The sequence below is a fragment of the Candidatus Clostridium helianthi genome, assembly GCF_045310795.1.
Taxonomy (GTDB): Bacteria; Bacillota; Clostridia; order Clostridiales; family Clostridiaceae; genus Clostridium; species Clostridium helianthi.
This window is the reverse complement of record NZ_JBJIAB010000054.1, coordinates 1-24104: the sequence shown is the minus strand read 5'-3', so window position 1 is coordinate 24104 and position 24104 is coordinate 1. Positions and strand designations below refer to the sequence as shown.

The window sequence follows — 24104 nt, the reverse complement described above, 5'->3', positions numbered from 1 at the left end:
GATAAAAGAATAGTAATAGAATAGAAAGGAAGTCTTAATCGTGTTAAGAGATGAATTACCTAAAATCATTACAGGTTCTGTACCTGGACCAAAATCAAAAGAGTTATTAAATCGTAGAAATGCAGCTATACCTAAAGCATTAAGTGGAAGTACTTATCCAATTTGTATTAAAAGAGGAGAAGGCGCAATTTTAGAAGACTTAGACGGAAATAAGTATATTGACTGGATTGGAGGTGTTGGCGTTTTAAATGTTGGATATACAAGACCGGAAATAGTAGAAGCTGTAAAAGAGCAGTCAGAAAAATATTTCCATACAATTTTTAATGTTGTTGTACATGAGGGTTATGTAGAGCTTGCAGAAAAATTTAATGAGATAATGCCTTGCCGCGGAACAAAGAAAAAGACTTTTTTTGCTAATAGTGGTGCTGAGGCTGATGAAAATGCTATAAAAGTTGCAAAGGCTTATACTAAGCGTCAAAATGTAATTTGTTTTTCAGGAGCATTTCATGGCCGTACTAATTTAACTATGGCATTAACAGCTAAAAAAGCTTATTCACTTGGAATGGGACCTTTCCCAAGCGGTATTTACAGAACAGAATTTCCATATCTTTACCGTGCTCCTAAAGGCTATACAGAAGAGGAAGCTATTAATTACTATATAGAAAAACTAAAAAAGATATTTGATGAAGCAACTCCAGCTTCTGATGTTGCAGCAATGCTTATCGAACCAATTCAAGGAGAAGGCGGATTTGTGCCTGCACCAATTGAATGGGTAAAGGCGGTACGGAAAATTTGTGATGAAAATGGAATTTTGATGATTGCAGATGAAGTTCAATGTGGTAATTGCAGAACAGGAAAATATTTTGCATCAGAGTATTGGGCTGAAGCTGGAGCAGCTCCGGATATTGTTGCTACTGCAAAATCTATGGGGGCAGGTATGCCAATTAGTGCGATTACAGCAAGAGAAGAAATTATGGATTCTGTAGTTCCAGGAACTATTGGTGGTACTTTCTGTGGAAACCCACTTGCATGTGCTTCAGCATTAAAAACAATGGAAATTATGAAGAAGGAAGACTTTTCAGGAAAAGCTGCTAAAATTGCAGATAAAGTAATGAAAACTTATATGAGATTTAAGGAAAAGTATGAAGTTGTAGGCGACGTTCGTGGTTTAGGCGCAATGATTGGAATTGAGTTTGTAAAAAATAAAAAGGATAAAGAACCATATCCAGAATTGGTTAATAATTTAGTTCAAGCAGCTATTCAAAAAGGATTATTAATTGAAAATGCAGGATCTGCTGGTAATGTTATTAGATTCCTTGCACCACTTTGTATTACAGATGAACAGTTAGATAGAGGATTAGAAATATTTGAAGAAACACTAAAGGAAACATTAGATAAATTAAGTTAAGGATACTATTGTAATATAAGATGCTCAGTTAGTATTAGGTTACTCATTGGGCATGATTTGTTTATGAATTGATATGCAAGAAGGAGATGACAAAATGAAGTTTGATTATAATTTACCTGTTAATTTGATTTTTGGACGTGGCAGGGTAAATGAAGTTGGCCAAATAGCTTCAAAATATGGGAGTAAAGCGTTGATTGTAACAGGACATAGTAGTACTAAAAAATCTGGTTTATTAGATCGTACTATTACATATCTAAAAAATGCAAATATATATTGTATTGTTTTTGATAAAGTAAGTCAAAACCCATTAACCACAACAGCATATGAAGGAGCGCAAATTGCAAAGAATAAGAAATGTGATGTAATTATAGGTCTTGGTGGCGGAAGTATTATGGATTGTGCAAAGGCAATAGCTTTTATATGTAAAAATGATGGCGATATTAATGATTATATTTTTGGAAGATTGAAGAGTGATGAGGCGCTTCCTATAATACTGATTCCTACAACATGCGGTACCGGTAGTGAAGGAAATGGTTTTGCTGTTTTAACAAATCGTGGAAATGGAGACAAGAAATCACTTCGCTGCAATGCAATTGTGGCAAGTGCTTCTATTATAGATTCTGAATGCATGATGACTATGCCAAAAAGTATTTTAGCATCTGTTGGTTTTGATGCTCTTTGTCACTGTATGGAAGCCTACATTTCAAGAATTGCACAGCCTATTTCAGATATGATTAGTCTACAGGGAATAGAATTAATAGGAAAATACCTTGTACCATTGTATGAAGGCAGTGATGATCCAAAAGCGTGGGATGCCATAAGTTTAGCAAGTACATTTGGAGGCATGGCTATTAATACTGCAGGTGTAACGCTGCCACATGGAATGGAGCACCCAGCAAGCGGCCTAAGAAATATTGTTCATGGAAAGGGGCTTGCAGCACTTATACCAGTCGTTTTTGAAGAAAGTATAAAAGAGTGTCCAGAGAAATTTGCAGACATTTCAAGACGTTTAGGCGGGAAAGATGAAAATGATTGTGTTGAAAAAATAAAAGAATTATTAGAAAGATTGGATTTAACTACTACATTGTCAAAGCAGGGAATAAAGGAAGATGATGTGGATTGGATGGTTGAAAATTGCTTTAAGGTATCAAGTGCAGGTATAAATTATCATCCAGTAACTTTTAATCATGAGGATATAAAAAGAATGTATTTAAAATCATTATATTAAAAAATTTATAAAGAAGCTTATTAGATTTTGTATGGAGGATTTTAATTATGAGAGTAAAAAAAATAGTTGATTTATCTTGGCCATTAACAAATAATACTCCAATTTATCCTGGAGATCCTGAACCCAATATAACAGTTGCAACTACCATTGAAAAAGAAGGATATAATTTATCTAGAATTATTATGGGAACACAGACTGGGAGTCATGTAGATGCACCCTATCATTTTCTTAATGGAGCAAATACCATAGATAGGATGGATTTGAGGATGTTTTTTGGAGAAGCTGTTGTTATTAAAGTTACGCATAAAAATAAAAGAGAAGAAATAACACTTAAAGATATTAAGAAATACAGAGATAAGATAAAAGAGAATGATATTATTCTTTTCAATACCAATTGGTATAAGAAAGTAGGTACTGATGAATATTTTGATCATCCGTATATTTCAATTGAGGTTGCAGAGTTTTTAATAGAAAAAGGCGTTAAATTTATATGTATTGATACAATTAATGCTGATGCAACAGGAGGAAGTGAATTTCCAGTACATGATTTATTTGCAAAGAGTAACTGTATGATTGGAGAAAATATGGCATATTTTGATAAGATTGATTTTGAAAATGTGATTATAGCTTCATTTCCAATGAATATAGTTGGATGTGATGGCTCACCAGTCAGAATAGTTGCAATGGAGAGTGAATAAATACGTATATTTCATATACTAGAAAAAATTAAGATAGTACTGAATTTCTAAGATTAGAAAGGTAATGAATTTGTTGTATTAAAGCAAGGAGGAAGATATATGAAAAAAATAGTAAGTATATTAGTATCAATGTTTATGTTGTTAGGTTTATATGGATGTGGTGCAAACAACAATACAAATAAAATAGATAATACAACTGCACAGGTTTCAGATGAAAAAATAATTAAAATAGGAATTACTCAATGGCCAGGATCTTATGTATGGTATGGAGTTGAAAAAAGAGGTTTCTTTGAAAAAAATGGAGTAAAGGCAGAGGTTCAAATGTTTCCAGTTTACTCAGACGGTATAAATGCACTTGCATCTGGTAACATAGATATGTTTATGGCATCTTATTCTGATACAATAGCGCCATATAAAAATGGAAGCGAATTCAAAATAGCAATGGTTGAAGATTATTCAGCTGGATCAGATGGTATAGTAGTTAAAGATGGAATTAATTCTTTAAAAGATTTAAAAGGTAAGAATGTTGCAACAGAGTTTGGGTCAGTCGATCAAATGTTCTTATACAAGTGTCTTGAGAAAGAAGGACTTAAAAAAGATGACATTAACCTTACAAATATGACTATAGGTGACGCAGGTAACGCATTTATTGCTGGACAAGTTGATGCAGCTGCAATTTGGGATCCATCTTTATCTCTTGCAGTTGAAAATGGAGGAAAATTACTTTATACAACAAAGGATACTCCAGGATTAATACCAGCTGTAATGGCAGTTAATAATGAGACACTAGAAAATAAAAGGGATGACGTTAAGAAAATCATTAATGCTTGGTACGATGGAATTGAAGATTTTAATACAAATCATGATGAGTTTGTCAAATATGTTGCAGAAGAAGCAAAAATTTCAGCTGATGATTTTAATAAACTAATGAGTGGAGTAAAACTTGCAACATTAGATGATAATGCTTTAGCATTTGAAAACTCTAATGACAATATGAGTCTTGAGTATTCTGGAAAAGAGCATGCGGAATTCTTAAAAAGCGCTGGGCTAATTGATGATGTACCAAAGGATATAGCACCACTACTTGATGGGTCAATTGTTGATGAAGTAATTAAAGAAAGAAAAAAATAAGGAAGTTAAATATAGGAGGATAATTCTATGGAGAATTTAATGAAAATGTATATTGATGGTGAATGGGTCACATCTATAAGTGGAGAAACTCGTGAAATTATAAATCCAGCAAATGGAGACATTATTGGTATATGTACTGAAGGTGATGAAAGAGATGTTAAAGAAGCTGTGAAGGCGGCTAAAAGAGCATTTTATGAAGATGGTTGGATGGATACTACTCCGGATGTACGTGCAGCACTTTTACTTAAAACTGCTGATTTACTTGAAAAAAGAAGTGAAGAGTTTGCTCTTATAGAAACTATTAATAATGGTAAGACTTTGGACGAATCAAGATATGATATAAGTGACTCTGTACACTGTTTAAGATATTATGCAGGAATCATTAATAAACCAAGTGGTCAGACATTTTATGTTGAAGATAATGTTCAAACTATGGTTATAAGAGAACCTATTGGTGTATGTGGTCAGATTGTTCCATGGAATTTTCCTTTGCTTATGGCAGTGTGGAAACTTGCTCCAGCACTTGCAGCTGGAAATACTGTTATATTTAAACCAGCAGAGATTACACCAATGAGTGTGATAAAGCTGTTTGAAATATTTCATGAAGTGGGTATTCCTAAAGGCGTGGTAAATATTGTTTTAGGTTCAGGTTCAAAAGTAGGACAGGAAATTGCATCAAATATGGATATTGATAAGATTGCATTTACAGGTGGTACTTCAACAGGAAGAAAGATTATGAGTTCAGCAGCAGCAAACATTAAAAATATTTCATTAGAATTAGGAGGAAAATCTCCTAATATTATATTTGCTGATGCTGATATGGAGTTAGCTCTTGATTACGCACTTTATGGAATTTTTCTTAATCAAGGTCAGGTTTGTGCAGCAGGTTCCAGGCTGCTCTTAGAAGACTCGATTTATGATGAATTCATAGAAAAGTTAAAACAAAGAGCAACTAAAATAAAGGTTGGTAATGGAATAGATAGAGATACAAAAATGGGGCCTTTAATTAGTAGAGATCATATGGAAAAAGTTTTATCATATATAGAAATAGGGATAAATGAAGGTGCAAGATTAGTTTGTGGGGGACATAGAATTGTGGATAATGGCATGGATAAAGGCTTTTTTATTGAACCTACAATATTTGCGGATACTACCCCAGATATGAGGATAGTCAAGGAAGAAATATTTGGCCCTGTACTTGTAATACAAAAATTTTCAGATGAAAAAGATTCTATAAGATTGGCCAACGATTCGGAATATGGACTTGCAGGAGCAGTATTTACCAAAGATATTACAAAGGCTATGAGAGTAATTAAAAAATTAAGAGCAGGGATTACATGGGTTAATAATTATCAGCCTGCTTACTGTGAAGCTCCATGGGGAGGATACAAGCAAAGTGGTATAGGTAGAGAACTTGGTACAATCGGCTATGAAGAATATACAGAAGTAAAGCAGATTAGTATTAATTTAGCCCCTAAGCCTAATTACTGGTTTTAGTAATTAAATGTTATATAAGTATAGATAAGAGTTAAATTTTATCTATACTTATATTTTATTAGTTTTTATTAAGCAAATTTAGTATATAAAATTGATATATCTGTTTTAGGCATTATATACCATAATATTGACTTGGAGTAATTATTTGCTTATAATTTTATAAAATTATAAAATCTGTATTTTAATATATTTAACAAAACTATCAAATAAAATAGTTTTGTATTTTGGATGTATTTACATTGTTATTTATTATTTAGGAAAAGATAGAGTAACAGTTACACCTTTATATAATTGACTGCATATGTAAACAGCGCCATTGTGACGATCCATAATTCGTTTAACAATAGCTAGGCCTACACCTGAACCTTCAAATTCTTCTTTTGAGTGAAGCCGCTCAAATATGCGAAACAGTTTGTTGGAATATTTCATATTAAAACCAACTCCGTTATCTTGAATTGAAATTTCATAACTATCTTTTCGATCATCTAAAAAGACATTAATAATTGTTATATCATTTTTGTTAGAGAATTTTAAAGAGTTGCTTAAAATATTTTGTATTAAAAACTTTAATAAAGTTTTATCACCATTAATAGTTGGTAATTTACCAAGATTAAATTTGATTTTGCGGCTGGGTTTTTCTAAAGAGGTAAGTTCATTCATTATTTCGTTAAAGAGGCTGTGAAGGTCGACAGCAGTATAATTACATTCTAATTGCCCCATTTTAGAAAATTCAAGCAAACGTTCAATCATAAGAATAATTTCACTTGATTTATTATCAATTCTGTTCATAATTTCTAGGGCATCTTCAGTTAGTGTATTACCTAATTCTAAGCTGAGAAGATTAGAAAGCTGTTTAATAACATTAAGTGGTGATTTTAAATCATGAGAAACAGTATGACAAAATTGGTCAAGCTCCTTATAGGCAGATTTTAATTCATTTGATTGTGATGCAAGCTTAATATGAGTTTTAACGCGGGCTATTAATTCTGAAGATTTATAAGGCTTTACAACATAATCTTGTGCTCCAAGTGAAAAACCTTTTTGAATACTCTCTTCATCTTGATCTGCTGTCATAAAGATTATTGCAATATCTTGATAAAGGGGATTTTTCTTTATAATATTACATATTTCAAATCCATTTATTTTAGGCATTATAATATCCAGCAAAATTAAAGTTGGAATTTGCTCTTTAATAAGTTTTAAAGCTGTCATACCATTATTAGCTACACGAATGGGGTATTTTAAACTTTTAAGTATAGAACTAGCAATACGAATATGTTCTAGGCTATCATCAACAATTAATATATTGATATTGTTTTTTGAACTCATATTCTACTCCTTTCTAAATTTGGACAATAGATTAAATTTATTATAGATTATATCAGAGAATTATTTGCTTGCAAAGATAAGGTACAATCAAAAAAATAATAGACCAATAGGCCATATCTATTATTTTCTTCTATGTTCCTAACAGTAAACAGTAAGAGGTGCACTATTATGAAATATTCCGTAAGCCAGAAAAATATAAATATTATTATTTCTATAGCCTTTTGTTTTATTGTATTTTTGATTATTGACAGTTTTACATACATACGCTCCAGTGTACAAGCTGAACAAGAAACAGAGAAAAGGAAAACACAATATCAAACCATGGGTAGTATACTAGATACAGCATCAGATGATTTGACAGAAGAAGTTAGAAAATTTGCAGTTACTAAAGATATAGAACATTTAAATAATTATTGGAAGGAAGTAAAGATTGATAGAAATAGAGAAAAAGTTATTGAAGCTTTATCTTCTTTGAATTTACCCGAGTCTGAAGAACGGTTGATTTACCTTGCAAAGGATTATTCTGATTTTTTAATGGATTCTGAAATAAAATCTATGCGTCTTGTATTAGATACTATGAACATAGATGAAGAAAACTTACCTAAGGAAGTTCGACAATATAAGTTGAATGTAGTAGATAGGGGATTGAGCAATGAGGAAAAGTTAGAAAAGGCCAGACAGCTTATATTAGGAGAAGAGTATACTATAAATAAAAAAATAATTACAGATGCAATTGATAAATTTAATGAGACTATGAATGCAAGATTAGAAGATGAGCTTAATCAAAATAGAGAAAGAACCACTCATGCACTTATTGTGCAGATAATATTACTTTTTTTAAGCTTAATTTTAGTATGTTTGGTTTTGGTTATTTCTTATGTATTTTTTATTTTTCCTATTCAAAACTATACAAAAAAACTAAAGGATGGAAGTTTCAATAATGCTGAAGCTATGTTAGAGCCACAAGGTTCAAAGGAATTATACTTGTTTGCGGAAAAATTTAATGACTTATATAGAAGTTTATTGGAAGCAAATAAAGCTAAAAGTCAATTTTTAGCCAGTATGAGCCATGAAATAAGAACTCCACTTAATATAATTATGGGATATGAATATTTATTAGAAGAAACTTCGCTTAATTCAGAGCAAAGGCAATATATTAAAAACAGTAAGTTGGCAGCAAAGGGATTATTACAGATTATTAATAACATTCTTGATTTTTCTAAGTTAGAAAATAACAAGATGCAATTAGAAAACATATCTTTTGATTTAGACGAATTTTTAGAAGAGGAAAATCAGATATTTTCATATACTGCTTTAAATAAAGGTCTTTATCTAAAATTTGATATTGATAAAGATGTACCACGCTATGTTAAAGGGGATTCCTTAAAATTAAATCAAGTCCTAAACAATATCATATCTAATGCTATTAAGTTTACTAGTAAAGGTGGAGTTACTGTAAAAGTTTCATCAGCTACGATGGAAGTAAATAAAGTAAAATTAACTTTTGAGATTGAAGATACTGGAATAGGTATATTAGAAGAAGACAAGAAAAGAATTTTTGAGGCCTTTGAGCAATCAGATGTATCCATTACAAGAAAATATGGAGGTACTGGACTTGGTCTTTCTATATGTAAAAAAATAATAGACTTATTTAATGGGAAGATTACAGTTGATAGTGTTTATGGTAAAGGTTCAAAATTTACTATTGAAGTAAATTTTGAAATTGGAGAAAAAGAAGCTGTATTAGAAGATAAAAAAATTAACTCAGAAAAAAATATGAAATTTAAAGGAAAGCAGATACTTCTAGTGGAAGATAATGAGATTAATCAAGCGGTAGAAAAGGAAATGCTCAGATCTTTAGGCTTAAGGGTGACTGTTGCTAAAAGCGGTCAGAAAGCAATTGAACTGTCTAGAAAGATAAAATTCGATGTTATTTTTATGGATATCAGAATGTCTGGAATGGATGGATATAAAACAGCTAGAGCGATTAGAAAATTAGAAGAAAATAGATTTACGTATATAATTGCATTGACAGCAGATGCTGAAAATAACTCAGTTAAAAGAGCAAAAGAAGCTGGAATGGATGATTTTATAACTAAACCTTTAAATTTAGATCATATTATTAGGATTTTAAGAAAATATTTTGAAAATGATAAAATAGAAATAATAAATGAATCAGTAAATAAAGCAGCCAAAGAATATGATAGTAAGTATCTTATGGCAGGCAGTGTTATAAAAAACTTAAATGGCAATGAAGAATTATATTTTGAACTTTTAAGCTCCTTTATAGAAAAGCATAAAGATGAAGTGAATATTTTGAAACATTTCATTGAAACAGAAGATTATCAAAATGTAAAAGAACAATTGCATATGTTAAAAGGAGTCTGTGGCAGCATTGGGGGGAATATAGTAAGAAAAAGTATAATAGAACTAGAAGAAGAATTAAAATCTGAACAATATTCAGGCAGTAAAATAAATTTACATATAGAAGAGTTTATAGATAACTTTGATAAAACAATAGAAGCCATAAGGATTTTATTAGAAAAAGTGTCCTTTAGTAAAGAGGAAACAGATATTGATTTAGATTCAAATAAAAGTTTTAACGAAGTTCTTAATGAATTTATGAAATACTTAAAATTTAGTGACATTGAAGCAGTTAATATTTTTGAATCTAGCAAAGATTTATTTAGGAAGAACTTTAGTAAAAATTTATTCAAAGAACTGCAAGAATATATTGAAAAATATGATTTGGACAAAGCGTATTATATATTAAATGAAATAGGGGATAATAGCAATGTATGAGATTCTTTTTGTAGATGATGATGAATGTATAGGCTTTATAGCATCAAAATTTAAATTATGGAATAATAGTAATTTTAAAATTAAAAGTCAGGCTAGAAATGGCAAAGAAGCACTAGAAATTTTAGAAAAGGAAACCTTTGATTTAATTATTACAGATATAAGAATGCCAATAATAGACGGCTTAGAATTAATTAAAATCATGAGAGAAAATGGAGATAAAACGGCAGTTATCTTATCAAGTACATATAGTGATTTTGAATATGCTAAAAAAGGGTTACAATTAGGTGCAATAGATTATATAGTAAAACCATTTTCAGAAGAAGATTTATCAAAAGCTCTTTTTAGAACTGAAAAGCTGCTTTTAGAAAATGAAAAAGAAACAAAGAAAATAATTTCTGATGATTCTATTTCAGAGGCAAAAATACAGCAATGGTATAATCATATAATCCATTATGAAAGAAGCAAAAGCCAATTAATAGGGGAGTTTTATAGAGAATTAGAAGAGTTATTCCCCGAGAAAAATGAAATATATCCAAAGTTGATTAATAATATAATATTACATGAAATTTGGAATAGAATATGTAATACTTTTCCTTGGATTACTTATATAGAAGATTTCAAAGTGATTTCACAAGATGGACAATTTACGTTCGAGGTAGAGGTTTTGGTGGAAAGCTTGCAGTCTATTGTAAAACAATATGAATTAAATAAGTATGACAGCGTAATTAATAAGATATGTTCAATTATAGTTGAACATATAAGCAATGATAAGATATTAGATGTAGTATCGTCAGAGGTAGGGTTAAGTAAAGATTATATGGGAAAATTATTCCGTAGTAAATTAGGCATGACTCTGGGAGAATACTGTACCAAAGTAAAAATTCAATATGCAAAGAAAATGCTACAAGATAGTAATATGAAAGTATACGAAATAAGTGAATTTTTAGGTTATTCTACAGTAGATTATTTTTCAAAACTATTTAAAAATAATGTTGGACTTACACCAATGCAGTATAGGAAACAACTGATTGTATAACTGAAAGAACGGAAAAGTATAGGAAAATATCTGAATTATTAGGTTTTTTTTCGAGCCTAAATAAAGTATGATAATATCAAGTTAAATAACTGAACGGAATATTTAGAAGCAATGGTGCTTTATATAAAAATTGATTTTTATATAAAGCACTTTTTATTTTTAGAAAAATCAAGGCAAAGAAGTCTTAAAGCTTATTTTTTATATTCCTAAGTTATATTGATAATAAAATTTGCATGGCAAAGGCGTCTAAAATTCTTTTTAATTTTAGACGCCTTTATTTAATAAAAAAATAAAAAGGGGATAATAGTATGAAGAAACAAAGATTATTAAGAACACTACTAGCAGTAGCTTTATCAGCAACAATGGCATTCGGAGTAGCTGGATGTGCATTAAATGAAGATAAGGGATCAGACAAAAATAATTCAGCATCTGCAAGCAGTGGTGAAACAATTAAAGTAGGTATTCTCCATTCATTAAGTGGGACAATGGCAATGAGTGAAACTTCCGTAAGAGATGCTGAGCTTCTTGCAATCAAAGAAATAAATGCATCAGGCGGTGTTCTAGGAAAACAGATAGAAACAGTAGTTGAAGATGGAGCTTCAGATCCAGCTACTTTTGCAGAAAAAGCACAAAAATTATTGACAAAAGATAATGTTGCTACAGTATTTGGCTGTTGGACTTCTGCAAGTAGAAAAGCTGTATTACCAGTATTTGAAAGTAACAAGGGATTGTTATGGTATCCAGTACAATATGAAGGTCAAGAATCATCTCCAAATATTTTCTACACAGGTGCAGCTCCAAATCAACAAATTGTTCCTGCGATTGAGTATTTAGTAAAAAATAGAGGTAAAAAAATCTTTTTAGTAGGTTCTGATTATGTATTTCCAAGAACAGCTAATGCAATTATAAAAGCACAAGCAAAATCACTTGGTGCAGAAATAGTTGGTGAGGAATATACGCCAATGGGATACACTGATTACACAACTATCATAAATAAGATAAAAGATACAAAACCAGATTTCGTATTTAATACTTTAAATGGCGATTCAAATGTAGCATTCTTTAAACAATTTAAAGATTCAGGATTAACACCTGATCAAGTACAAACTTGTTCTGTATCTGTTGCAGAAGAAGAAGTAGCTGGCATAGGAGCATCTTATATGGAGGGACACTTAGTTGCCTGGAATTATTATCAAACAACTCAAACTGAACAAAACAAGAAATTTGTAGAAGCTTATAAAGCGGAATATGGACAAGACAGAGTTACAGATGACCCAATAGAAGCTGGTTATAATGCAGTTTACTTATGGGCAGCAGCAGTTAAAAAAGCAGGATCAATTGATGTAGATGCAGTAAAGAAAGCCGCAGCTGGAATAAGCTTTGACGCACCAGAAGGAAAAGTTACTATTGATGGAGATAATCAACACCTATACAAGCCTGTTAGAATTGGTAAAGTAAATTCTAATGGTCTTATTGATGAAGTTTGGAGTACAGATCAGCCAGTAAAACCAGATCCATATTTAAAAGGATATGACTGGGCTCAAGGGTTATCTGCTAATGCAAAATAATACTTAAACTTATGAGAGCTTCTAAAACCAGGAAGCTCTCTCCATAAACACTAATATTATGTATTAAATATATCGTAAAAAAATAATACTTCAACATAAATTAAGGAATTTTGTAAGAAAAGTGAGGTAAGTAATATTCATCATGTAGAAGGAGTGGTAAAAATGGAAATATTAATAATGCAATTATTTAATGGTATAAGTGTAAGCTCAATTTTACTCTTAGCGGCAATTGGACTTGCTATCACATTTGGTCTCATGGGAGTGATTAATATGGCACATGGTGAATTTATTATGATTGGTGCCTATACTACTTACGTTGTACAAATTATATTTCAAAAATACGTATCAGAAAATTATTTTAATTTATATTGTTTAGTAGCAATTATTGCTTCATTTGTTATTGCAGGAGCATTTGGATTAATATTAGAAAGATTAATTATTCGTCATTTATATAGTAAAGCTGCAGATAGTTTATTAGTAACTTGGGGAATAAGTTTAATTCTTCAACAGCTTGCAAGAACTATATTTGGATCTCCTAATGTTGGAGTTAAAGCACCAACTTTTCTTGAGAATAATTTAAAGATTACTAGTGTCATAATACTTCCTTATAAACGCTTATTTATATTGGCAATTGCAATTACATGTTTAGTAGGAGTTTACTTATGGATGTATAAAACAAGACAAGGCAGAAATATCAGAGCAGTTATGCAAAATAGAAATATGGCTGCAAGTTTAGGGGTTAATACAAAACTGATCGATGCAGGAACTTTTGCTATTGGATCAGGTCTTGCAGGTATTGCAGGATGTGCACTTTCATGGATTGGAGCTATTGGACCAACACTTGGTACAAACTATATTGTAGATACATTTATGACAGTAGTTGTTGGCGGGGTAGGAAGCATTATAGGAACAATTATAGGTTCTTCCTTTATTGGAATTGGGGGCACAGCATTTGAGTTTCTAACAGATGCATCTATGGGAAAAGTAATAGTATTTATCTGTGTTATAATTGTTCTTCAATTTAAACCTAAAGGGATCTTTACAGTAAATACTAGAGCTCTTGATGATTAAAAATGGAGGTGAAGAATATGATACTAAGCAAAAAACTTGATTGGAAAACAATCATAGCAATTATTATATTTATATTTCTAGCAACAGCACCCATATATATGACAATGTTTCGTATTAACTTATTAGGAAAATATATGTGCTTTGCAATTGTAGCTATAGGGCTTGATATGATTTGGGGATATACAGGAATACTAAGTCTTGGACATGGTGTTTATTTTGGAATTGGGGCATATTGTATGGCAATGTACTTAAAATTAGAGGCAGCGCATGGAGGATTACCTGATTTTATGCAATGGAGCGGAGTAGAAAAATTACCTTTCTTTTGGAAGCCTTTTTCAAATGCGGCATTTAGTATGACAGCTATAGCTGTAGTACCTGTGATTCTTGCTGTTATAATCGGATATTTAACTTTTGTTAACCGCATTAAAGGTGTATATTTTTCAATACTTTCACAAGCATTAGCAATGATATTATCTGTGCTGTTAATTGGAATGCAGTCTTATACAGGAGGATCAAATGGTCTAACAAATTTCTCAACTATATTTGGAAGAAATATTAATTCAAATTTAACAAAGTTTGTACTCTTTTATATAACATTAATATTTTTAGCTGCAATTTTTATTCTTTGTAAGTTTTTAATTAACCGAAGAGTAGGTAAAATATTTATTGCAATTCGAGATGGTGAGAATAGAGCGAGATTTACAGGATATAATCCAGCTAACTATAAAGTTTTTGTATATGCATTATCAGCTTTTATTGCTGGAATTGCCGGAGCTTTATATGTTACTCAGGTTGGCATTATATCACCAGCAGAAGTAGGAGTAACTCCATCGGTAGAAATGATTATCTGGGTTGCTATTGGAGGAAAGGGAACATTAGTTGGACCTATTATAGGAGCATTATCTATTAATGGTATAAAAACAATAGTAAGTGAGAATTTCCCTGATATTTGGTCATATTTTATAGGAGTCGTATTTGTAGTTGTAATTCTTTGGCTTCCAGGAGGAATTATTTCTTTAAAGGATGTATCTACAAAGTTAAAAAAGAAGTTAAGAAAAAAGAAACAAGAACAAGAGCAGCCTATTACTGTATAGAGGAGGAAGTAATATGTCAAGCCAGAATGAAACTAAGAAAGCAATCTTAACTATTGAAAATATCAGTATTAAATTTGGAGATTTTAAGGCAATAAAAAATGTTTCAACAAAAGTTCAAGAAAAAGAAGTTCGCTTTTTTATTGGGCCTAATGGTGCCGGTAAAACAACAATATTAGATGCAATTTGTGGTAAAAATAAGATTTCAAATGGGAAAATTATATATAAAGGAGAATACGAAGTATCTAAGATGAAAGAGCATAAGATAGCGGAATTGGGAATTGGACGTAAATTTCAAGCACCAAGTGTATTTACCGGAATTACCATACAAGAAAACATGGAGCTTGCAGCTGCAAAAAATCATTCTGTACGTTCAGCGATTTTTGATAAATTATCTAAAGAAAGTTTAGAATATATTGATTATGTATTACAAGCAGTAGGACTTGAAGAAAAACGTTCGTATTATCCAACATTATTATCCCACGGGGAAAAACAATGGCTGGAGATTGCAATGATTATGGTTACAAAACCAAAGCTTATGCTTTTAGATGAACCAGTAGCAGGCATGGGAAGAAAAGAAACTGAAAAAACAGCAGAGCTTTTACACAAAATAAAAAAAGAATCATCAGTTATTGTAGTGGAACATGATATGAAGTTTGCAAAGGATGTATCTGACAGTGTTACTGTATTTCATGAAGGACAAGTTCTTGATGAAGGGACTATGGATTCTGTTCAGTCAAATGAAGAAGTAATAAGTGTATATTTAGGACGCGGAGGTGAGAGATAATGCTTAAATTAACAGATTTGAATGCTACTTATGGTGAGGGAATGATACTTAGGAAAGTAAACCTAGAAGCACTAAAAGGGAAGGTTACTTGCTTAGTAGGCCGTAATGGTGCAGGAAAGACGACCACAATGAGAGCTATTATGGGGCTCATAAGTACTCCAAATGGAAATATTAAATTAGATAATAAGAGCATTATTAAATTGCCTACTTATGAAAGAGTAAAATGTGGAATTGGATATGTGCCACAGGGACGTGAAATTTTTCCGCAATTAACAGTAGAAGAAAATCTATTGTTAGGGTTAGAAGCTAAAAATGGCAAAGGCGTGATACCAGATTCTATTTATGAAACATTTCCAATTCTTAAGGAATTCTTGCATCGTAAAGGTGATGCATTATCAGGAGGTCAGCAGCAGCAGCTTGCTATAGCCAGAGCAATTTTAGCTAATCCTAAGGTACTAATTTTAGATGAGCCAACTGAAGGAATTCAGCCTTCGATTATACAAGAAATTGGACGTGTTATTACAAAATTAAAATCAGATATGGCAGTTCTAATTGTCGAACAATATTTAGAATTTGTGCTTGAAATAGCAGATTATTGCTATATAATGGAAAATGGGCGCATTACAATTGAGGGTGAGCCTGATAATTTAGATCACGATGCACTTCAAGCAACTATGTCCCTATAAAAGTTGAGAATTAATCATTGATTATTGTGAATTGTGCATTACAGAGGTTTTATTTTAAATGAAATGGAAGTGTGATATAAAATGAGATTAACACCAAAAGAGACAGAAAAATTAATGTTACATTTTGCAGGAGAGCTGGCGGCAAAAAGAAAGAATAGAGGACTTAAGCTGAATTATGTAGAGGCAGTAGCATATATTAGTGCAGAACTTATGGAACTTGCAAGAGATGGGAAAGAAGTAGTTGAATTAATGCAGATAGGTACAACACTTTTGAGCAAAGAAGATGTAATGGATGGAGTAGCAGATATGGTACATGAAGTACAAGTTGAAGCAACATTTCCAGATGGAACAAAGTTAGTTACAGTGCATAATCCAATAAAGTAAAAGGTGGTGTCAAAGTATTTATGAAAGTCGGAGAAATTATTTGTAAAGGCGGAGAAATTACAATAAATGAAGGAAGGAGAACAGTAAATGTGAAAGTGGCGAATATTGGTGACAGACCAATACAGGTTGGGTCCCATTTTCATTTTTTTGAAGTTAACAAGCTTTTAAGTTTCAATAGAGAAAAAGCCTTTGGAATGAGATTGAATATACCTTCGGGTACTTCAGTGCGATTTGAACCAGGGGAGGAAAAGGAAGTATCTTTAGTTGAATTAGGCGGAAAGAAACAATCTTATGGATTAAATGCTTTAACCCAGGGAGAAATAAATGAAGAGGTGCTGGAAAAAGCATTGGAAGAAGCTAAAAAGAGAGGATTCATAAAGGAATAAAGGGGGCTTGGAAAATGAGTTTTAAGATGTCATCAAAGGATTATGCCATGATGTTTGGTCCTACAACAGGAGATAAGATAAGGTTGGCTGATACAAATTTACTAATTGAAATAGAAAAAGATTATACAGTTTATGGGGATGAGATTAAGTTTGGTGGAGGAAAAACCATACGTGATGGAATGGGACAGTCTGTAAATACTACTAGCGAAGATGGAGACTTGGATTTAGTAATAACTAATGCAGTTATACTTGACTATAAAGGCATTTTGAAAGCAGATATAGGAATAAAGGATGGAAAAATAAGAGCAATAGGAAAAGCAGGAAACCCAGATATAATGGATGGAGTAACTGAAGGAATGACAGTTGGTGCATCTACAGAGGCAATTGCAGGAGAAGGGCTAATAATAACTCCAGGAGGAATAGATACACATATCCATTTTATATGTCCTGATCAGATAGACACTGCACTTTTCAGTGGAGTTACGACTATGATTGGGGGAGGAACGGGGCCAGCAGATGGAACAAATGCTACTACATGTACTCCAGGACCTTGGAATATGTCTAGAATGCTAAGGGCAGCAGAAGAATATCCTATGAATTTAGGCTTTTTAGGAAAAGGAAATTGTTCAAGTGAAAAACCACTTGAAGAGCAAGTTAAGGCTGGAGCCATAGGACTTAAAATACATGAAGACTGGGGATCAACACCTGCAGTAATAGATAGATGTTTAAATGTTGCTGACAAATATGATGTTCAAGTGGCAATACATACTGATACTTTAAATGAAGGTGGATGTGTTGAAGATACTATAGAAGCAATTAATGGTAGAACTATTCATACTTATCACACAGAAGGAGCAGGAGGTGGACATGCGCCTGACATTATAAAAGCAGCAGCATTTCCTAACATACTTCCTTCATCAACTAATCCAACTATGCCATTTACAATAAATACTCTTGATGAACATTTAGATATGCTTATGGTATGTCACCATTTAGATAACAAAATTCCAGAAGATGTCGCTTTTGCAGATTCTAGAATACGTCCAGAAACTATTGCAGCAGAAGATATACTTCATGATTTAGGTGTATTTAGTATGATGAGTTCAGATTCACAGGCGATGGGAAGAGTTGGTGAAGTCATTACAAGAACTTGGCAGACAGCACATAAAATGAAGGAACAGAGAGGAAGATTACCGGAAGATAGAGCAGAAAATGATAATTTTAGAGCTAAAAGATATATAGCAAAATATACTATTAATCCGGCTATAACTCATGGAATATCCAAGTATGTTGGATCTGTAGAAGAGGGTAAATTTGCAGATTTGGTTATATGGAATCCAGCTTTCTTTGGTGTGAAACCTGACATAATAATAAAAAATGGAATGATTATCGCTGCAAAAATGGGAGATGCCAATGCATCCATTCCAACTACTCAGCCAATAACTTATAGACATATGTTTGGGACTCATGGAAAAGCGAAATATGATACTTGTATAACTTTTGTTTCAAAAGCAGCTTTTGATAATGATATAAAGGAAAAGCTAGGATTACAAAAGCTAGTATTACCAGTAGAAAACTGTAGAAATATTGGAAAGAAAGACATGAAATTAAATGATGCAACTCCTGATATTACTGTAGATCCAGAAACTTATGAGGTAAAAGCGGATGGGGAGACATTGAGTTGTGAACCAGCAAAAAAGCTTCCTTTAGCACAGTTGTATAATTTATTTTAATTATACTCACATGTTATTAATCTATGAATTTAGTTTGGAGGACTTATAAATGATTATTGAAGAAGTAATAGGGAAATTAAGTGAAGATAGATTTAAAGGATATAAAGTAGATTATGTTGATATAGAATGGCATGAAGCTTTTAAGAAACTTCATAAAAAAAATTCACAAAATGGCAGAGAAATCGGTATGAAATTAGGTAATGAAATTCTTACTAAAGGTTTAAACCAAGATGATGTTTTAGCAGTTGACGGTGAACATGTTGTTGCAGTTAATATACCACCATGTGAAGCATTATTAATAACTGTTGGAGATCATCATCTTCTTCCTAAAGTATGCTATGAAATAGGGAACAAACATGCGACGTTATTTTGGGGAGAAAATCATCATGAGCTTATTACACCGTATAATGAGCCAATGAAGGTTATGCTAGAAAAATTAGGTTTAAAAGTGGAAAAGAGAGATATTAAATTGGATTTTAGCAGGAGTATATCATCATCAATTAATTCCCACAGCCATTAATAATTTATATACTTAATAAGCTTAAATTATTGGGCACAATGAAAAAAATAATAAACCAGTAAACTCGTTTATTTGGTCTGTTATTTCTTTCCATTTGCCTTAGCGGAAAGGAAATTAGGAATGGATAGTAGGAAGACATTTATTTTATTGCAGATAAATGATGGATTATTTCCAATTGGAGCATACTCGCATTCTTACGGCATTGAAACCTATGTGCAGAAGAACATAATTTGTGATGCGGAAACTGCATTTAGATACATAGAGAATAATATAAAATATAATTTTCTATATACAGAGCTGTTAGCAGTTAAATTAGCTTTCGAATATGCTCAAAGTAATGATTTGGAAAAATTGTCAGAGTTAGATGAAATAATTATTGCAAGTAAAACACCTTTAGAAATAAGAAATGCATCCTTAAAGTTAAGTTCAAGATTTATAAAAACTTTAAATAATATAACCGTAGAATATGAAAGTGATATTTTTAATAAATATTCCAGTTCATCTACAGTAAAAAATATGACACAGACTTATGCAGTTTCATATGGAGTATTTTGTGCAGCTGTTGGAATAGATAAGGGGATGGCTTTAGAAGCCTTTTTATATTCACAGACTTCTGCATGCATAACAAACTGTGTAAAATTAGTTCCACTAAGTCAAACTCAAGGACAACAGCTTCTATATAGGAGTTACTGTATATTTGAAGAAATATTAAGTCAACTTGAAAATCTTACAATAGAAAAACTTTGTTTATCTACACCAGGATTTGATATAAGGTGTATGCAGCATGAATCATTATATTCAAGACTTTACATGTCATAAAAAAGGAGAGATAAAAATGTCTTATACTAAGATAGGAATAGCAGGTCCTGTAGGGTCTGGAAAAACTGCGTTAATAGAAGTATTAACAAGGACATTAACAAAGGAATATAGTATAGGTGTTATAACAAATGATATTTATACAAAAGAAGATGCGGAATTTTTATGTAAAAACAGCGTATTACCAAGAGAGAGAATTATTGGAGTAGAAACTGGAGGCTGTCCACATACTGCAATTCGTGAAGATGCATCCATGAATTTAGAAGCCGTAGATGAAATTGTAGAGAGATTTCCAGATATAGAGCTTATCTTTATTGAAAGTGGAGGGGACAACCTTTCGGCTACTTTTAGTCCAGAACTTGTAGATGCAACAATATTTGTAATAGATGTAGCAGAAGGGGATAAAATTCCTCGTAAAGGCGGGCCAGGAATTACACGTTCTGACTTATTAATTATAAATAAAATAGATTTGGCACCATATGTTGGAGCAAGTCTTGAAGTGATGGAAAGAGATTCGAAGAAAATGAGAGGAACACGACCATTCTTATTTACAAATATCTTAGGAAATAAAGGTGTGGATGAGGTTATTAGCTGGATAAAAAGCAATGTATTATTTGAGGAATTAAAATGAGTCTAAAAAATTCCTTTGGAAAAACATCAGTTTTAAATATATCATCGATAAAGAAAGAAAATAAGACTATTTTAGATAATATCTATTTCACTGCACCTTTTAAAATAATGTCACCATTTTATATAAGTGATGATTATATTAAAGTAATGTTATTATCAGTATCAGCTGGAATAATGGAAGGAGATACTCAAAATATAGATATAAAAATAGGTGATGAAACCAAAGTTGAAGTTATTTCTCAATCATATGAAAAAATTCATAAAATGAAAAGCGGAAATGCTTCGAGATGCTGTAATATTTCAGTAGGTAAAGATGCTTATTTGAAATATAACCCACTACCTACTATACCTTTCGCAGATTCATCTTTTGATAGCATAACTAAAATTAATTTAGAAGACGATAGTTCAAGATTAATTTTTAATGAGATAATTACTTGCGGTAGAAGCGCTATGGGTGAAAAATTTTTATTTAACCATTATAACTCTTATTTAGAAGTGAAAAAAAAATGTAGGCTGATTTACAGAGACAATACTGTATATGATAAATACTTATTTAATATGAGCAGCATAGGAATGTTTGAAGGATATACACACATTGCTAATATGATTATAGTTAACTTTAACAAAGAGGATTCATTTATTGAGCAGGCAAGAAATATAATTGACGAATGTGATGAGGTTCAAGGCGGAGTATCAACATTACAAAACAATGATATTATTATTAAAATATTAGGAACCACATCTCAAAAGTTGATAAATATTTGCGAGGAAATAACTAAATTATTAGAGGTGTAAAAATAGTAAAGTTTATAAAAAAATAAAGATTATTCCTTTAATATTAACTCGCTTTGCTCAGACAAGGGAAGAAAAGTACAAGCAAAATAGAGCCTCTATAGTTTTATTTATAAGTATATTTAATAAGTATATATTATCGTTAGCATAGGTATATAGCTTGCACTTTTCAGTGATTTTATTGCCTGCGCCAGCAAGGAAATTGTCCTAGCCCTAAAGGGCTGGAACAATTGAAAATATATTTGTTGGAGCTGGTAATCCAACCTATTAGTGTTTTTAATTATTAATATATCTGTTATTGCGAGAGTATAAGATTTTAACAAGAGAAATTATTTTGGCGCTTTAACCATCACAAAAAAAAAGGACAGGTCTATTCATCAGCAAGAAATTCTAGTGACTTATATGAGTTTTTGGACAAGCTTCAACTTTAACTGATGAAGAAATATTAGATGCTAGAGGATTTATATATGAAGATAAATTAACAGTAGCAGGAGCAGTATTGTTTGCAAAAAATCCAGAAAAGTTTTTTCCTAGCTGTAGAATAAGGTTTATAAGATATGATGGTTTAGAAGGTAAAGTTGGAACTGAAATGAATATTATTAAGGATATTAGCATTTATGGACCTCTTCACAAAATGTTAGAGGAAGCAAAGTCTGTAATTGCTGCTCAGTTGAGAGATTTTCAATCATTAAATCCTAAGACAGGGAAATTTGATATAGTAACAGAATATCCTGAATTTGCATGGCAGGAAGGAATAGTAAACGCAGTTACTCATAGAGATTATTCCATTAAGGGAGAGCATATTAAAGTAATAATGTATGATGACAGACTTGAAATTTTAAGTCCGGGAAAGTTACCTAACATAGTAAATATTAAGAACTTAAAATATACCAGATATTCAAGAAATCCTAAAATAGCTCGTGTATTATCTGAGTTTGGATGGGTTAAGGAATTAAATGAAGGTGTTAAGAGAATATATAAAGAAATGAGTGATTATTTCTTAGATGAGCCTAAGTTTTCTGAACCAAATATGAATTCTTTAAAATTAACTTTAAAAAATAATATAGTCATGAGAAAGATTAGAAATATGGAGCAAATGTCAGCGCAGTTTACTCCAGAATTATGGGATACTCTATCATCAGATGAAATAACAGCAATTGAACTTGCTTATAAACATAATAAAGTTACGACTAAAATGTTAGAGGATGAATTAGGAAGAGATATAAGGGTTACCAGAAAAATCTTAAATACATTAAGAGATAAGAAGATACTAGAATGGAATGGTACATCCAAAAATGATCCAAAGCAATATTATAAGATTAGTAATGAAAAACAAAATTAATACTATTAATAAAATCGGGAATGGGATTGTATATTAATCAAATGTTCTAGCAAAAAATTAATATGCACTAGTAGAGAAGAGGAAGGGCTTAAATTTTGTAAGTATAGAAATTAAATTTGTACTAGTAAAGATTCAAAATGCTCTAGTATACATGTAATAACTAATAGAATTAATACAAAATTATGTTTTTAGAATGCTCTAGTAAAAATTTAAAATGCACAAGTAGTCTTATTATAATGCAGAGAAAGATTAAGAAATAAATTTAAATAATAAGAACTAGTAAAAATAAATTGTGACTAGTAGGTAAAGATAAATAAAAGAAAGTGCCAATTAGAAATAAAGGAGTTGGCATTTTCTTTGTTTTATTTTAGATAATCAAGAGTTTTTAAAGCTAATGTTTCTATATACAATCCTTCTAACCTTAAATTTACAGAATAAACTTAAGTCCAGAAAGAAACAATTCGCAATACCATAAAGCTTCGCTTTAAGCTATTACATTGTTACTTTCTTCTACAATTTCTCTAAGTGCAGCTAGAGACTTCAAGGCTTCGCCTTCAAGTCAAAGGAAGTAATAGACAAGCTTATATTATTATTTGAAATATTTATAGAAAAGTATGTTGATATCATATAGGTCCAGTTGCAAGTTGTTTAATTAAAGCTTGCCTATTACATTAAATTTAACTCGCTTATGCTCAGACAAATGAAGAGAAGTACAAGCTGTAGTAAGAGATTTAAGTATTTTTGAGTAAGTTACATTATTCTTTTATATGTTACTTGAAAGTATCGTCTTATAGCTTGCACTTCTTATTGTTTTCATGGCCTGCGGCAGCAAGGAATAAATATACTAGGAGCACTGCGTGCTCCTTTGTGGCTACGCCACTCCATAAGGTTTTATTTTATCATTAAGTATATAATTTTTATTAAGTAGCTATATATCAAATTAACTATATATTACTACATGTATATTAAGTACTCCTATATACGTATTTTTTATAGTACAAGACTTTACATTTAGTATAAAGAATTATTTGGGCGCTTAATCCATCACCCAAAAAAGGACAGGTCATACAGCAAGAAATTCTAAAGACTTAGATGAATTATAGCAATAGGTAAGACTTTGATATTATCTCCATCTTTTCCCCTGCTTCACACCGTACGTGAAACTTTTG

General features: G+C 31.3%; 21 protein-coding genes. 20 read left to right on the top strand and 1 reads right to left on the bottom strand.

All coding sequences use genetic code 11. The annotated features are described in order from the left end of the window. Positions 1-40 precede the first annotated feature (40 nt). The 5 genes from ACJDTP_RS25185 to ACJDTP_RS25165 all read left to right on the top strand — a co-directional run bounded on the left by ACJDTP_RS25185 (position 41) and on the right by ACJDTP_RS25165 (position 5962). A complete protein-coding gene (locus tag ACJDTP_RS25185) occupies positions 41-1408 on the top strand; it encodes an aspartate aminotransferase family protein (RefSeq protein WP_008423954.1) in 1368 nt (455 codons plus the stop codon). 94 nt (positions 1409-1502) lie between these two features. Next, positions 1503-2636: an iron-containing alcohol dehydrogenase gene (locus tag ACJDTP_RS25180; RefSeq protein ID WP_008423956.1), complete on the top strand. Its 1134-nt coding sequence runs from the start codon at positions 1503-1505 to the stop codon at positions 2634-2636. A 47-nt stretch (positions 2637-2683) separates the two neighbouring features. Further along, a complete protein-coding gene (locus ACJDTP_RS25175; RefSeq protein ID WP_008423958.1) occupies positions 2684-3334 on the top strand; it encodes a cyclase family protein in 651 nt (216 codons plus the stop codon). 99 nt (positions 3335-3433) lie between these two features. Next, the gene (locus ACJDTP_RS25170) at positions 3434-4465 is read left to right on the top strand and encodes an ABC transporter substrate-binding protein (protein ID WP_008423960.1); all 1032 of its coding nucleotides are present in this window, start codon (positions 3434-3436) and stop codon (positions 4463-4465) included. 27 nt (positions 4466-4492) lie between these two features. Beyond that, positions 4493-5962 (top strand): aldehyde dehydrogenase family protein, encoded by a 1470-nt coding sequence (locus tag ACJDTP_RS25165; protein WP_078115957.1) that lies wholly within the window; start codon positions 4493-4495, stop codon positions 5960-5962. A gap of 249 nt (positions 5963-6211) precedes the next feature. Here the strand turns inward: ACJDTP_RS25165 and ACJDTP_RS25160 are convergent, their stop codons facing one another. Further along, entirely contained in the window at positions 6212-7291 is a 1080-nt protein-coding gene (locus tag ACJDTP_RS25160; protein ID WP_008423963.1) for a response regulator, read from the bottom strand. A 168-nt stretch (positions 7292-7459) separates the two neighbouring features. Between ACJDTP_RS25160 and ACJDTP_RS25155 the strand changes: the two genes are divergently transcribed. The 15 genes from ACJDTP_RS25155 to ACJDTP_RS25085 all read left to right on the top strand — a co-directional run bounded on the left by ACJDTP_RS25155 (position 7460) and on the right by ACJDTP_RS25085 (position 22935). Continuing rightward, complete coding sequence (locus ACJDTP_RS25155) at positions 7460-10093, top strand: ATP-binding protein (protein ID WP_008423965.1); 2634 nt, start codon at positions 7460-7462, stop codon at positions 10091-10093. Further along, positions 10086-11129: a response regulator gene (locus ACJDTP_RS25150; RefSeq protein WP_008423967.1), complete on the top strand. Its 1044-nt coding sequence runs from the start codon at positions 10086-10088 to the stop codon at positions 11127-11129. Before ACJDTP_RS25155 ends, ACJDTP_RS25150 begins: the two co-directional genes overlap by 8 nt. A 308-nt stretch (positions 11130-11437) precedes the next feature. Next, a complete protein-coding gene (gene urtA, locus ACJDTP_RS25145) occupies positions 11438-12697 on the top strand; it encodes an urea ABC transporter substrate-binding protein (protein ID WP_008423968.1) in 1260 nt (419 codons plus the stop codon). Positions 12698-12859: 162 nt separating this feature from the next. After that, complete coding sequence (gene urtB, locus ACJDTP_RS25140; protein ID WP_008423969.1) at positions 12860-13768, top strand: urea ABC transporter permease subunit UrtB; 909 nt, start codon at positions 12860-12862, stop codon at positions 13766-13768. 17 nt (positions 13769-13785) lie between these two features. Then, positions 13786-14862: an urea ABC transporter permease subunit UrtC gene (urtC, locus tag ACJDTP_RS25135; protein ID WP_008423970.1), complete on the top strand. Its 1077-nt coding sequence runs from the start codon at positions 13786-13788 to the stop codon at positions 14860-14862. Positions 14863-14875: 13 nt separating this feature from the next. After that, a complete protein-coding gene (urtD, locus tag ACJDTP_RS25130) occupies positions 14876-15646 on the top strand; it encodes an urea ABC transporter ATP-binding protein UrtD (protein WP_008423971.1) in 771 nt (256 codons plus the stop codon). After that, complete coding sequence (urtE, locus tag ACJDTP_RS25125; protein WP_008423972.1) at positions 15646-16332, top strand: urea ABC transporter ATP-binding subunit UrtE; 687 nt, start codon at positions 15646-15648, stop codon at positions 16330-16332. Before urtD ends, urtE begins: the two co-directional genes overlap by 1 nt. Positions 16333-16413: 81 nt before the next feature. Further along, positions 16414-16716, top strand: a complete 303-nt coding sequence (gene ureA, locus ACJDTP_RS25120) for an urease subunit gamma (protein ID WP_008423973.1) — start codon at positions 16414-16416, stop codon at positions 16714-16716. A 20-nt stretch (positions 16717-16736) separates the two neighbouring features. Beyond that, positions 16737-17102, top strand: a complete 366-nt coding sequence (ureB, locus tag ACJDTP_RS25115) for an urease subunit beta (RefSeq protein WP_008423974.1) — start codon at positions 16737-16739, stop codon at positions 17100-17102. Between the two features lie 14 nt (positions 17103-17116). Next, on the top strand, positions 17117-18835 hold the full coding sequence (ureB, locus tag ACJDTP_RS25110; RefSeq protein ID WP_008423975.1) for an urease subunit beta: 1719 nt from the start codon (positions 17117-17119) through the stop codon (positions 18833-18835). Between the two features lie 49 nt (positions 18836-18884). Further along, the gene (locus tag ACJDTP_RS25105; protein WP_008423976.1) at positions 18885-19355 is read left to right on the top strand and encodes an urease accessory protein UreE; all 471 of its coding nucleotides are present in this window, start codon (positions 18885-18887) and stop codon (positions 19353-19355) included. Between the two features lie 120 nt (positions 19356-19475). Continuing rightward, positions 19476-20174: an urease accessory protein UreF gene (locus tag ACJDTP_RS25100; RefSeq protein WP_008423978.1), complete on the top strand. Its 699-nt coding sequence runs from the start codon at positions 19476-19478 to the stop codon at positions 20172-20174. A gap of 16 nt (positions 20175-20190) precedes the next feature. Then, positions 20191-20802, top strand: coding sequence for an urease accessory protein UreG (ureG, locus tag ACJDTP_RS25095; RefSeq protein ID WP_008423979.1), 612 nt, complete (start codon positions 20191-20193; stop codon positions 20800-20802). Next, positions 20799-21596, top strand: coding sequence for an urease accessory protein UreD (locus tag ACJDTP_RS25090; RefSeq protein ID WP_008423981.1), 798 nt, complete (start codon positions 20799-20801; stop codon positions 21594-21596). Before ureG ends, ACJDTP_RS25090 begins: the two co-directional genes overlap by 4 nt. Before the next feature lie 496 nt (positions 21597-22092). Further along, positions 22093-22935 carry an ATP-binding protein gene (locus tag ACJDTP_RS25085; RefSeq protein ID WP_008423983.1) on the top strand — a complete coding sequence of 281 codons (843 nt, stop codon included), beginning with the start codon at positions 22093-22095 and terminating at the stop codon, positions 22933-22935. Positions 22936-24104: the final 1169 nt, after the last annotated feature.

Excerpts from the sequence above, each read along its gene's own strand:
- ACJDTP_RS25180 (WP_008423956.1), top strand. The coding sequence starts at position 1,503 with ATGAAGTTTGATTATAATTTACCTGTTAATTTGATTTTTGGACGTGGC.
- ACJDTP_RS25175 (WP_008423958.1), top strand. The coding sequence starts at position 2,684 with ATGAGAGTAAAAAAAATAGTTGATTTATCTTGGCCATTAACAAATAAT.
- ACJDTP_RS25170 (WP_008423960.1), top strand. The coding sequence starts at position 3,434 with ATGAAAAAAATAGTAAGTATATTAGTATCAATGTTTATGTTGTTAGGT.
- ACJDTP_RS25165 (WP_078115957.1), top strand. The coding sequence starts at position 4,493 with ATGGAGAATTTAATGAAAATGTATATTGATGGTGAATGGGTCACATCT.
- ACJDTP_RS25160 (WP_008423963.1), bottom strand. The coding sequence starts at position 7,291 with ATGAGTTCAAAAAACAATATCAATATATTAATTGTTGATGATAGCCTA.
- ACJDTP_RS25155 (WP_008423965.1), top strand. The coding sequence starts at position 7,460 with ATGAAATATTCCGTAAGCCAGAAAAATATAAATATTATTATTTCTATA.
- ACJDTP_RS25150 (WP_008423967.1), top strand. The coding sequence starts at position 10,086 with ATGTATGAGATTCTTTTTGTAGATGATGATGAATGTATAGGCTTTATA.
- urtA (WP_008423968.1), top strand. The coding sequence starts at position 11,438 with ATGAAGAAACAAAGATTATTAAGAACACTACTAGCAGTAGCTTTATCA.
- urtB (WP_008423969.1), top strand. The coding sequence starts at position 12,860 with ATGGAAATATTAATAATGCAATTATTTAATGGTATAAGTGTAAGCTCA.
- urtC (WP_008423970.1), top strand. The coding sequence starts at position 13,786 with ATGATACTAAGCAAAAAACTTGATTGGAAAACAATCATAGCAATTATT.
- urtD (WP_008423971.1), top strand. The coding sequence starts at position 14,876 with ATGTCAAGCCAGAATGAAACTAAGAAAGCAATCTTAACTATTGAAAAT.
- urtE (WP_008423972.1), top strand. The coding sequence starts at position 15,646 with ATGCTTAAATTAACAGATTTGAATGCTACTTATGGTGAGGGAATGATA.
- ureA (WP_008423973.1), top strand. The coding sequence starts at position 16,414 with ATGAGATTAACACCAAAAGAGACAGAAAAATTAATGTTACATTTTGCA.
- ureB (WP_008423974.1), top strand. The coding sequence starts at position 16,737 with ATGAAAGTCGGAGAAATTATTTGTAAAGGCGGAGAAATTACAATAAAT.
- ureB (WP_008423975.1), top strand. The coding sequence starts at position 17,117 with ATGAGTTTTAAGATGTCATCAAAGGATTATGCCATGATGTTTGGTCCT.
- ACJDTP_RS25105 (WP_008423976.1), top strand. The coding sequence starts at position 18,885 with ATGATTATTGAAGAAGTAATAGGGAAATTAAGTGAAGATAGATTTAAA.
- ACJDTP_RS25100 (WP_008423978.1), top strand. The coding sequence starts at position 19,476 with ATGGATAGTAGGAAGACATTTATTTTATTGCAGATAAATGATGGATTA.
- ureG (WP_008423979.1), top strand. The coding sequence starts at position 20,191 with ATGTCTTATACTAAGATAGGAATAGCAGGTCCTGTAGGGTCTGGAAAA.
- ACJDTP_RS25090 (WP_008423981.1), top strand. The coding sequence starts at position 20,799 with ATGAGTCTAAAAAATTCCTTTGGAAAAACATCAGTTTTAAATATATCA.